The organism is Alkalimonas cellulosilytica (assembly GCF_036325985.1).
Lineage (GTDB): Bacteria > Pseudomonadota > Gammaproteobacteria > Enterobacterales > Alteromonadaceae > Alkalimonas > Alkalimonas cellulosilytica.
Window position 1 is genome coordinate 44737 of sequence record NZ_JAUHLI010000019.1, and the last position, 10769, is coordinate 55505.

General features: G+C 53.6%; 10 protein-coding genes. 4 read left to right on the forward strand and 6 right to left on the reverse strand.

Going from position 1 to position 10769, the window contains the following annotated elements; translation table 11 throughout:
- Positions 1–2: 2 nt before the first annotated feature.
- Positions 3–917 carry an ABC transporter ATP-binding protein gene (locus QWY20_RS16180; protein ID WP_330130044.1) on the forward strand — a complete coding sequence of 305 codons (915 nt, stop codon included), beginning with the start codon at positions 3–5 and terminating at the stop codon, positions 915–917.
- The gene (locus QWY20_RS16185) at positions 914–1645 is read left to right on the forward strand and encodes an ABC transporter permease (RefSeq protein ID WP_330130045.1); all 732 of its coding nucleotides are present in this window, start codon (positions 914–916) and stop codon (positions 1643–1645) included. The genes QWY20_RS16180 and QWY20_RS16185 overlap by 4 nt, the downstream gene beginning before the upstream one ends.
- A gap of 52 nt (positions 1646–1697) precedes the next feature.
- Here the strand turns inward: QWY20_RS16185 and QWY20_RS16190 are convergent, their stop codons facing one another.
- Positions 1698–2225 (reverse strand): DUF3617 domain-containing protein, encoded by a 528-nt coding sequence (locus tag QWY20_RS16190; protein WP_330130046.1) that lies wholly within the window; start codon positions 2223–2225, stop codon positions 1698–1700.
- Between the two features lie 249 nt (positions 2226–2474).
- Here QWY20_RS16190 and QWY20_RS16195 point away from each other — a divergent pair, with 249 nt between their 5' ends.
- On the forward strand, positions 2475–3398 hold the full coding sequence (locus QWY20_RS16195) for a tetratricopeptide repeat protein (RefSeq protein WP_330130047.1): 924 nt from the start codon (positions 2475–2477) through the stop codon (positions 3396–3398).
- Between the two features lie 66 nt (positions 3399–3464).
- On the opposite strand, the gene QWY20_RS16200 is transcribed toward QWY20_RS16195, so the two are convergent.
- The 3 genes from QWY20_RS16200 to QWY20_RS16210 all read right to left on the reverse strand — a co-directional run bounded on the left by QWY20_RS16200 (position 3465) and on the right by QWY20_RS16210 (position 7695).
- The gene (locus QWY20_RS16200; protein WP_330130048.1) at positions 3465–4796 is read right to left on the reverse strand and encodes a phospholipase effector Tle1 domain-containing protein; all 1332 of its coding nucleotides are present in this window, start codon (positions 4794–4796) and stop codon (positions 3465–3467) included.
- 125 nt (positions 4797–4921) lie between these two features.
- Positions 4922–6277, reverse strand: a complete 1356-nt coding sequence (locus QWY20_RS16205) for a sigma-54-dependent transcriptional regulator (protein WP_330130049.1) — start codon at positions 6275–6277, stop codon at positions 4922–4924.
- On the reverse strand, positions 6274–7695 hold the full coding sequence (locus tag QWY20_RS16210) for a HAMP domain-containing sensor histidine kinase (RefSeq protein WP_330130050.1): 1422 nt from the start codon (positions 7693–7695) through the stop codon (positions 6274–6276). The genes QWY20_RS16205 and QWY20_RS16210 overlap by 4 nt, the downstream gene beginning before the upstream one ends.
- A gap of 331 nt (positions 7696–8026) precedes the next feature.
- Between QWY20_RS16210 and QWY20_RS16215 the strand changes: the two genes are divergently transcribed.
- A complete protein-coding gene (locus QWY20_RS16215; protein WP_330130051.1) occupies positions 8027–8509 on the forward strand; it encodes a hypothetical protein in 483 nt (160 codons plus the stop codon).
- 85 nt (positions 8510–8594) lie between these two features.
- On the opposite strand, the gene QWY20_RS16220 is transcribed toward QWY20_RS16215, so the two are convergent.
- Both QWY20_RS16220 and QWY20_RS16225 read right to left on the reverse strand, forming a co-directional pair.
- The gene (locus QWY20_RS16220) at positions 8595–9257 is read right to left on the reverse strand and encodes an SDR family oxidoreductase (protein WP_330130052.1); all 663 of its coding nucleotides are present in this window, start codon (positions 9255–9257) and stop codon (positions 8595–8597) included.
- 100 nt (positions 9258–9357) lie between these two features.
- Positions 9358–10665 carry a short-chain fatty acid transporter gene (locus QWY20_RS16225; RefSeq protein ID WP_330130053.1) on the reverse strand — a complete coding sequence of 436 codons (1308 nt, stop codon included), beginning with the start codon at positions 10663–10665 and terminating at the stop codon, positions 9358–9360.
- Positions 10666–10769: the final 104 nt, after the last annotated feature.

Here is a 10769-nt window from a genome sequence, read left to right on the forward strand (position 1 = left end):
CAATGTTCGCACTCGACGTAAAACGCCTGACCAAAGCGTATGACGCCACTACTGTGCTAGCCGGCGTGGATATCCAGTTGGCTGCCGGCGAGGTACTCTGCATTCTGGGCCCGAACGGAGCAGGAAAGACCACCTTCATTTCGGCTATTTTGGGTTTGATCAAGGCCGACAGTGGCGAGATAAACCTCTTTGGTGAGTTGCAACAGGGCAGCACGCGCAGCAGGGCCTTACGCCAGCAACTGGGCGTGATGATGCAAATCGGCAACCTGAGCGCCAACCTCACCGTGTTTGAGCAGTGCGATTTGTTCAGCAGCTACTATGTCCATGGCTACAGCGCTACGGAGCTGGTCGCTCTGGCCGGGCTGGAAGCTCATAGCCAACAGCGCTTTGGCCGTTTATCCGGTGGTCAGAAGCAGCGTTTGTTGTTTGCACTGGCCCTGGCGGCTAAGCCGAACCTGGTGTTTCTGGACGAGCCAACGCTCGGCATGGACGTTGAGGCAAGGCGCGCTTTGTGGCAGCAAGTGCAACAGCTAAAACAGCAGGGGGTAGCCGTTGTGCTCACCACCCATTATCTGGAAGAGGCTGAACAACTGGCGGATCGGATCACTGTGCTGAATCAAGGCGTGGTGGTGGCGAGTGGCAGCCCGGCGGAGCTCAAAGCCTTAACCCACTACAAAGTCATTCAATGCGAAAGCACCTTAACTGACCAGGCTTTGCTGACCCTGCCAGGCGTCCAGCATCTGCAGCGCGAGCACAGCCTTTGCATCCTCCACAGCAGCCATGCTGAGTGCACCGTAAAAGCTCTGCTGCTGGCCGATGATAGCGTCCGCCAGCTGGAAATACGGTCGGTCGGGCTGGAGCAGGCATTTTTACAACTCACCCAAAACGACACCACTCACAAGGAGCACGCCGCATGACTACTGCCATTGTCTATCGTAAAGAAGCCTGGTACGACTTAGTCAGTGTCTGGCGCACACCTGGTTTTGTGTTGCCAGCGCTGGCATTTCCTACCATTTTCTATGTGTTTTTTGGTGTTTTTTTAAATACCGGTTCGGCAAGCACCTATATGCTGGTGACCTACGCCTGCTTTGGCATTATGGGCCCGGCCATGTTTAATTTTGCCATGACAATTGCAAGCGACCGGGCACATGGCTGGCTTACCTTAAAACGACTGTCGCCGATGCCGCTTGGGGCCTATTTGCTGGCGAAGCTCATTACCGCCCTTGTGTTTGCACTGGTGATTATCATCACACTGTTTAGCATTGCCGTGCTACTGGCCGATGTGCAGCTTCTCGCTACACAGTGGGTGCTGCTGGTACTGGTACTGCTGCTTGGCACCTTGCCTTTTGCCTTAATCGGGCTGATTTTAGGCCTAACTCTGAGTGATAAAGCTGCACCGGGTGTAGTCAACCTGCTGTACCTGCCAATGGCCTTTTTATCCGGCTTATGGCTACCCATCACCCTACTACCGCAAGTGCTGCAACACGCCAGCTGGATTTGGCCCAGCTATCACTTATCGCAAATTGGCCTGAAAGTCATTGCCATGGATCAGGGCCATGCGCTGTGGCTGCACCTGCTACTACTCATTGCAAGCACTAGCCTGCTTGGTGCATTGGCTGTCTTCGCATTTAAACGCCTGACTTAAGTGAACCTGAGTGAGCCGTCAGCAAAAGCCTGGCAGGCTCACTCTTTTCGTATTAACCACACTCCGCTCGCAGCCACTTGCCTTGCTGCTGCATAGTCATGCGTTCTGCACGACCATTCACCTCGGTGGTAAACTCTGCATTGCCGCGGTAGGAGCGCGAACTTTCCAGCACCATTTCTCCCTGACCACTGGAGGGTGGGTTGGTATCGCACCGGAAACTAAAACGAAAACGGTTATCGCCTTGAGGTTCAAGAGTCTGCTCACAGCCTTCCTGCTGCGGCATACTGCCTTGCTCTATATCCTGCTGGGTTAAACACACCTGAATGGAGGAGCTGCTACCGCCAAAGCGAATGCCTTGCTGCTCCAGCATCGACTCCATCATCCGACGCTGCGCTGCTGGCAAGCCTTCCAGCTGGCGCTTGGCTTCTTCCATTGCCCGCTCCAGCTCTCCACTTTCACTTTGCATCGAGAAGCTGTGCTCCCAAAGGCCAGGCTCCATATCCAGTTTCAACGAATCACCTACCACCCAACCAGAAAAAAACACCAGCAGAAGTGTGAGTAAATGTTTTAATTGCAACATAGTCCGCATCCTTGTTTTAGTTCATCTTCGCAGCGACTCATTACTCCCGGAGCCGTCTTTGTTTTGCTAAGACTTAACAGCATAGCTGCGAATGGTAGTTAGATCCAAAACTTTGCTCGCAATTTGACCAGAGCAAGTCAGCCACAATTAATATACTGTTACATTATGATAAAAAATCATCATTGACTTTCTGCCTTGATTCCACTGAACTATCAACAAGAACAAACTGTTACTTTGCAGGGAATCGCTATGAAATTAATGACATTGTGCACTTTTACAGCTTTAGGCTTGCTGCTATCTACCCCAGCCCAGCTATCTGAGCAGCAGCAACCATCCGATCAACAGGAGATTGGCATTGGCCTTTCGGTATGTGAGCAAGGAGAATGCAGCAGCGATTTACGAACCCTGCGTCGCTTATCCCGCTATGGTAGTGGTGATGCATCAGCCGTGATTGCCTTGGCCTACGCCAGTGGTGAAGGTTACGAATACGATGCCGATGAAGCATTGCGCTTCTTGCAACAGGGCGTGCGCCAGGGCAGTGCCATGGCGATGTATCTGCAATCCGACTGGTACCAGCGGGGTTTTCTGCTGCCACAAGATGCTGTAAAAGCAGAAGAACTGCTAGACCGGGCTGTAGCACAGAATTATGCACCAGCACTCTACCTAAAAGCCAGCAAGCTCATTCAGACACACCAACCTGAAGATATTACCAAGGCAGCGGAGCTACTTAAAAAGGGCGATGAACAACGTCATATGGACTCTATGTATCTGTATGCCCGCCTGCAAACCTTTGGCCTGGGGACGGAGCAAGATCTCGAGGCTGCCGGACGAACTTTCCGCAACCTTGCTATCCACGGTTACCCAAATGCCCGGGCACAACTGCAAGACATTATTGATACATTGCAGCAGGATGCAGAACAACATGAGCTGGTAGCATACTTCAATGACGTGGATTCTATCGAGGTGATCCAGGTTGTTGGACAACGTAATCAGCTGACTTCTCAACTTGGTAGCCTGGCTCGCCAGTTGGATAATTCAGGACAGTATATCCGGGGCTCCATCGGCAGCAGAATCCGGGGTACAAACTGTGAAAACTCAGGTTCCCCATGCTCGGTAATACGCTCGAATGGAACCAGCTCAACCATTACAGATATGATCACCGGATCACAGTGAGCAAGCACCTTCATTGATACATGCAAGGCATTTGTCTGCCGCTAGCAGAAAAGTGCCTTGCATAGCTCAAGCTGCAAAACGAATTCCGCTCTCATCACCGCGCTGCCAAACGCATACCGCCTGACGCAGCCCGGTTTTCTCAAAAGCCAGCTGCAATCGCGTACCTGGATGCATAGCTTTGCTGCAACGCAACCGCACCCCGCCTTGTTCACTGTAATCCAGCACCTGACATTCAAACGCCTCTGTGGATAGATACAAGCGGGCTGAGTCGGCCTCCGCTTTTGCCGCCAAACGCGGGTATTGCCGCCGCTCACTGCCATCGTTTGCCGCTACCTTGACTGCCGTGTCAGGCGCGCCATCCGGCAGGCTGGCCAGATAATCCTTAAGGCTAGCTGGCAAATCCGGGTTTTGGGGTTGGTAGTAACCCGACTCAATACGCTGATAAACACTGCTGTGAACCCGCACTCCCATCGCAGCTTCATTGCTTCTGCCATAAATACGGCGGATATAGACCCCATTGTTGAGTAAAGCCAACAAACGGTAAGGCCAGGTATAGGAGTTGTGTTCACGCTGCATCGGTGCAGTGCGAAGCTGTTGCTCCAGGTAGAACTCATCAAAGCTCAACCCAAGCGCTCTGGCTTTTTCCAGCATCCATTCCAGACAGGTATCCGATAATCCAGTACGAGGATAGCCACCGCCAATATCGGAGTGAACACCGGCAAACCAGCATTGCTCAACCTGTTGATCGGGCAGAATGTCCCCGGTCCACAAATCCGGCGCAAACGGCTCCCGTTTTTCATCCAGCGCCAGCGCGTGGTAGGCATGTTTAACCAGAGGACTTAAATGGGTATCAAAAAAGCCAATCCGGGAGCGGCCCCAATGGTTAAGCGCCAGCACCGGCACACCCAGAGCCCCCACCGTATCAAAGACACCCGCCATGCGAATGGTTGGCCGGTAATTGTGCTGATAAGGGTTGTTTAACCATTGCGTTGCCCGTTGCTCGGGGGCTGAGCGGTAGTAACGATACGCTTCCCCTAACTGGTGCAATTGTTGCTTTGACACCAACCCCAGGGCATGGACCATCCCGACCACAGCCCGTGCCGTATAAGCGCCACGACTAAAACCAAAGCAGTAGATTTCATCACCCGGCTGGTAGTTGTGGACTAAGAAGCGGTAAGCCCTTAACACATTGCGCGCCACCCCCATGCCAAATGCACCGCCAAAAAAGCGATCCACCCGACCAAAGGTACCTACCCCCTGGTCATAAAACACCACCTGATGACGGCCATCCTCAGCCTTCGGCTGGATAGCACGGGCAATCTTCACAATGTTGGTTGGGTTTTCCTGCGGTTCATTCCAGGTGCCGTCACAGCACAAAATAATGCGTTTGGATGTCATGGCGATGCCTCCTTATGCGTTGCACAATGGCATACCGCCTGGCGGTAACGGCGCCTGTTTCTAGTATAGCGTATACTGTACAAAAAACCGCCAGCCAGGCTTTGTGAGAGGCAGAAAATGACAACTCAGGGCACCAGATTGAACTTCTCCAGCCGGTACAAAAAGGCCTTATAAGGCATATCCAGCAATTTAGCGGCCTTGGTTTTGTTGCCCTCGGCCAGCGCCAGAGCCTGCTGTAAGCATTGCTGCTCCAGAGCATCAAAGGCCATGCCTTGCTCCGGCAGCCGAAAAGCCCCCCCAGCCAGCACGGCTGAATTTGCTTTGCTGCGCAAATCCTGCACCAACTCCTGCTCATCCCCTAACAGCACAAAACGTTCCAGTCGGTTACTAAGCTCCCGTACATTGCCCGGCCAGTGATAATCCATCAGCTGCCGCAACACCGTCTTACTGAGCTCTGGCACTTGCAACTGATAGCGTTGCTGGTGCAGGCGAAGAAAATGCCGGATAAGTTGCGGAATGTCTTCTGCCCGCTCTCTAAGCGCAGGCATCCGAATCGGCACCACATTCAACCGGTAATACAAGTCCTCCCGAAATCGGCCTTCTTCCACGGCTTTGACTAAGTTTTGATGGGTCGCAGCGACTACCCGGATATCCAACGCAATTTCCTGATGACTGCCCAACCGGGTGACGGTGCCTTCTTGCAATAAACGCAATAACTTAGCCTGCAGGTTTAACGGTAACTCGGCAATTTCATCCAGGAAAATGGTGCCCCCCTGCGCAGCTTCGAATTTGCCGGCTTTGCTCTGACTGGCCCCGGTGTAAGCCCCTTTCTCAGCGCCAAACAGTTCAGCTTCGGCCAGATGCTCCGGGATGGCGCCACAGTTTAGCGCCATAAAAGGACCCTGATGCCGTGGCGACAGCTGGTGCAGCGCCCGCGCTGCCAGCTCTTTGCCGGTACCACTTTCGCCGGTGATCAACACCGTGGCCTGAGTCGGTGAAATCCGGCTGATGCGCTCAAACAGCTGCTGCATACAGGGCGCCTTACCGACCAGATCGACCAGTTGTTGTTGCTCCGACAAACTGGCCGTCAAGCGGCGATTTTGCAGCCGCAGTGTCGATGCCCGCAGGGCTTTTTCAATGGCCAGCAGCAGCTCCTGCCGCTTGAAAGGCTTGCTGAGGTAATCATCAGCCCCGGCCTGAATTGCCTCCACTGCATGACTGATGGAGCCATAAGCAGTCGCAACCACAAAGCCAAGCTCCGGCAGGTGCTGACGCACATACTGCAATAACTGCATGGCAGTGCGGGCTCCGAGCTTCCAGTCACTGAACACCAGCTGGATATCCCGGTGTTCTTTCAGCAGCAAAATGGCGCTTTCCACCGAGTCAGCAGCCAGGATCTGATAGGGCTCAGCGCTAAGGATTTGGATCAGCAGCTCACGCTGCTGCGGGTCGTCCTCTACCAGCAATAAGGTGCTCTTCATTTCTTTGATTCCGCAAAAAATAAGCAGGCCCGGCAGCCACCGGACTCATAATTTTCCAGGGCAATTCGTCCCTGATAGTAACGCTGCATCAGACGCTGGGCAATGTAAAGGCCCATGCCAGCGCCTGCTGGCTTGCTGCTGATATGTGGCTGAAACAATTGCTCGGCGATAGCCGGCTCCAGGCCGTCGCCCTGATCGGTGATGCAAAGCGCAGCACACGCTGCATCCAGCTGGATACGAATGATGCCATTGACCGGACTTGCTTCCACCGCATTGCTCAACAAGGTATGGATAATAGCGCGTAGCTCTTGCTCGGCTCCGGCCAGCACCAGATCGGTGGGTGCATCCAGCTCTATCCGGACCGGGCTGGCAGAAAATTCAAGCTGCAAATCCTGCAAAATAGCACTGACAGAGACCTGCTGTTGCCGATCGACGTCCGCACAGCTCAAAGTTAACACCGCGGTCAGGCTGCGGTTGATGTGCTGGATCTTTTGCTCCGCCTGCTGCATCAGCTGCTTACGCCTGACAGCATCGGGCTCATCCCCCAGTTGTTCCATCAATAATGTCAGGGTATGCAATGGGTTACGCAGTGCATGCACCAGGCCTCTGCTCATCTCACCAATTTCAACCAGATGCTGCTGTTGCTGTGCCTGTTCGGCCATCTCTGCCAGCTCAGCCAGCCGGAGACTCATCTGGTTAAACTGAGCACTGACATAGCGGTACTCCCGTAAGCCCTGCACCGCAATCTGCTGCCCCAACTGCCCCTGCTGCAAGGTGCGAAACCCCGCCACCAGGCTCTGTAATGGCTGAATTAAACGATGACCTAACCATAAGGAGATCAACATGGCAATGCCGGTACTGAGTGCAATCAACATCACTGTATAGGCAGTGAACTCGCGAAACAGCGGCGCAGCCGATTGCAACTGCATTTGCTGTTGTGCCTGTTCCACCTGCGCCCGGATTGCCTCCGGACTCCACTGTCGCTGGATCACAATACGCAAATTCTGCTGCACTTGCTGCTGCACCTGCTGTTGCACCTGCTGCTGCCAGGCTTGCCATTCCTGCTGACTGGCCTGCATCTCTTGTTGTCTGGCTTGTCGTTCCTCGCGGTTTTGCTCCAACTGCTGTTGCAGCTCCCGGCGCCAGGCCTCCCGCTCTTCGCGGTTGCGTAATGCTTCCGGAGTCGGTACCTTCAAGTCACGCAGAATCTCCAGCGGCTCCGGCGGTGTTGGCGGCATCGGGATCTCAATCAACTGCCGCTTCGCCTCATCCAGCACCACCTGAGTTAACTCCGAGCTACTGCTACTGATTTGCTGTTCAATCCGCTCCCTGAAGCTCTGGATCAATACAATCTGACTCACCGCCATCACCAGCAAGAGCCCGATAATTCCTAATGATAAAATCCAACGTATCGACATCTGCACTCCAAAATCCACCAGACTGCTCCGCGAATCAGCAGCAACCACACCAGCATTCATCTACTTACAAACTCTATGTTACAAACTATATGCCAACTCCATCAGCAAGGCGATTTCTGATACAAAACAAGCCACTTTGTATTCTTTGTACTCGCTTCAAGCGGCTAGCCGGTCAATCCTGGCAGTACTCTATCCTCAAATCCGGAAGTCAGGAGGATGATATCCGCAACAAGCGACCAAGGGTTCAATTAACCATTTGAAAATAAATAGTTTTAATTCTGGCACGGCTTTTTCATTGACTGCTGTGAACCTATACCACAGGAGACAACAAATGAAAGCAATGATTTACGCAGCGCTCGCGCTGGCAATGACTGGCTGCAGTGTGCAATCCGTCCAGGCCAAAGAGCAAACCAGCAGTTCGCAATCCACCCGGATCATTTTGCTGCAGGATGGGGAGCGGCAGGAGTGGCACTTTTCAGGCCGTGACTGGCAAGAGAGTGCAGAGTGGCAGCAACTATTCGATAGCCTGGAGCCTGAACGGCAGGAAAAGCTGAAACGACTGCTTAGCCGGCCAGACTTTCCACCCATTCCGCCTATACCACCACTCCCCAGAGTGCACTGGCAGGATAAAGATGGCATCAAGCAATTGATTATACGAAGTGGTGATGATGAGCTGATGGCTGAACACATCCTTGATATTCGCCAGAAAGTCGCCGAACACAAGGTGGAAGTGATCCGCCGTATGCTGGAACAGACCGAACTCAGCCGTGAGCAGCTGCAGTCGTTGCAACAACTGCTGGACAGCAAGTACTAATGCTTCATGCCTGCTGGCCAGCTCAATGCATTCCCAGCAGGCATCAGAGTTTCGTAGTGAAGCAGGGTACACAGCTCTGCTTTGCCTACCAGGGCAACGCATCGCCATTGCTGTGGAAAAACTGGCCGCTGTTATCGGCACACAGCTCACTGATGCGCTCAACCAGACGACGGGCAGCCTCATCCGGGCTGATATCGCCGGCAAAGCCCACCATCTGCGTTTTGACAAAACCCGGGTGGTAAATCCCCACATAAATCTGCTGGCTGGCCACATCCAGGCTCAGCGATACACTGGCTGCGTTCAGCGCGGCCTTAGCCATGCGGTAACCGTAATAGGCACCCGATCCATTGTCGCTGATCGAACCCATCCGGCTGGTGATCATCGCAATCTTGCTGCCTTTTCTAAGCGCCGGCAGCATGGCGTGGCTCAGTACCAGTGGTGCCAGGGCGTCCACCTGAAACTGTGCATGAATACGGCTAAGATCCAAATCATTCAGCGTTTCATTGCTGAAAATACCGGCATTGTTGATCAGAATATCGACCGAGTTGTTGCCAAACTGCTGAGCCACCTGTTGCAACTGCTCAGACTGGCTAAAATCAATGCCACTGTGCACCGTCACATCCAGATCGGCCAGCTCGGCCGACATGGTACGGCACAGTACCGTCACTTTGCAGCCCTTGGCCAAATATTGTTTCACCAGCGATAAACCTATACCGCGGTTACCTCCGGTAATGACTATGTGTTGCATACGAATCAGCTCCCTGGTTCATAAATAGGTTGTAATGCCACTATAGCAAAACTCAAGCAAAACTTGGTGGCTCTGTACGGCAAAGGCAGTGAGCACCTGCTTAGTACCAGGTGAGTACCGCAGCGATGACCAAGCCCGTCAGCAGCAGCTGCAGCAAACAAAAGCCCATAATATCCTTGGCTTTTAAGCCGGCAATCGCCAGCACTGGCAAGGCCCAGAACGGCTGAATCAGATTGGTCCAGGCATCGCCCCAGGCCACTGCCATCGCCACCCGCTCGATATCAGCACCCAGCTCCAGCGCAGCCGGTAGCATCACCGGTGCCTGCACCGCCCACTGACCACCGCCGGAAGGCACAAAAATATTGACCAGACCAGCACTTAAAAAGCTCCACAGCGGCAAGGTGTCACTGCTGGCAAAGCCAACAAACCACTGTGACAAACTTTGCGCCATGCCCGACTGCACCATCACCGCCATCATGCCGGCGTAAAATGGAAACTGCAGTAAAATACCGGCACTGCCACTGATCGCCTGCTGCAAACTGGTCAGCAGATTGCGCGGGCTCTGATGCAGTAAAATCGCCGCAAATAAAAACAACAAATTGACGCTGTTTAAATTCAGCCCACCGCCATCACTAAAATACAGCCACAAGTAACCAAGCCCAAGGCCACCAAACAACCAGCCCAGCCAGTGACTGTGCTCCAGATACTCAGCCGGACGCTCTGGCAAAGGCGCTGTTTGTTCCGGCTCAGCCAGTTTGGCCGGATCCACCAAAACCGCTTCGTCTTTATTCGGCAGCATCAACCGGTTCAACAGTGGGATCAACAGCACCAGCAAAAGCGTCAGTGTCAGATTAAAACCGGAGAAAATGGTCTGACTGGTCGGAATCACGCCAATCAAGGCTTCAGAAAAGTGCCCCTCCGTAGCAATGGTCAGTGGCACCGAGCCTGCCAGGCCACCATGCCAAATCACAAAACCGGAGTAGGCACTGGCCACCAGCAAACGGTAATCCACCGCCACCCGCCTGGCCAGTGCTTTGGCAAAAAAAGCGCCCACCACCAGACCAAAGCCCCAGTTCAGCCAGCTGGCTATCAGTGCGACCAACGTCACCAGCACAATGGCCGTACCGGCACTCTGCACCTTGGCAGCCAGCCCATCCAGCGCCCGCTGCACCAAAGGGGTGGTCGCCAGTAAAAAACCGGTGACCAGCACCAGCATCATCTGCATGGCAAAGCTCAGCAGGCCCCAAAAGCCATCCCCCCAATACCGCAGTACCGTCAGCGGTGCCTGTTGCTGAAACAGCACAGCGGCTGCAAATACCAGCAGGGTCAAAAGCAATACCAGCACAAAGGGATCTGGCAGATAACGTTCGGTCAGTCGAACAAAGGGTTTGGCAAAATTGCTCAGCATGAAGTCAGTATCCCATGTACAATCATGCTGTTAGCCTAGCGGCTTTGGCCCCAAAGTACCAGACAGCCCAACGCCAACAACAAATAAAAACCCTGCCGGCATGG

Bases quoted from the DNA above. Each gene is read 5' to 3' on its own strand.
- QWY20_RS16180 (WP_330130044.1), top strand. From the start codon at position 3: ATGTTCGCACTCGACGTAAAACGCCTGACCAAAGCGTATGACGCCACT.
- QWY20_RS16185 (WP_330130045.1), top strand. From the start codon at position 914: ATGACTACTGCCATTGTCTATCGTAAAGAAGCCTGGTACGACTTAGTC.
- QWY20_RS16190 (WP_330130046.1), bottom strand. From the start codon at position 2,225: ATGTTGCAATTAAAACATTTACTCACACTTCTGCTGGTGTTTTTTTCT.
- QWY20_RS16195 (WP_330130047.1), top strand. From the start codon at position 2,475: ATGAAATTAATGACATTGTGCACTTTTACAGCTTTAGGCTTGCTGCTA.
- QWY20_RS16200 (WP_330130048.1), bottom strand. From the start codon at position 4,796: ATGACATCCAAACGCATTATTTTGTGCTGTGACGGCACCTGGAATGAA.
- QWY20_RS16205 (WP_330130049.1), bottom strand. From the start codon at position 6,277: ATGAAGAGCACCTTATTGCTGGTAGAGGACGACCCGCAGCAGCGTGAG.
- QWY20_RS16210 (WP_330130050.1), bottom strand. From the start codon at position 7,695: ATGTCGATACGTTGGATTTTATCATTAGGAATTATCGGGCTCTTGCTG.
- QWY20_RS16215 (WP_330130051.1), top strand. From the start codon at position 8,027: ATGAAAGCAATGATTTACGCAGCGCTCGCGCTGGCAATGACTGGCTGC.
- QWY20_RS16220 (WP_330130052.1), bottom strand. From the start codon at position 9,257: ATGCAACACATAGTCATTACCGGAGGTAACCGCGGTATAGGTTTATCG.
- QWY20_RS16225 (WP_330130053.1), bottom strand. From the start codon at position 10,665: ATGCTGAGCAATTTTGCCAAACCCTTTGTTCGACTGACCGAACGTTAT.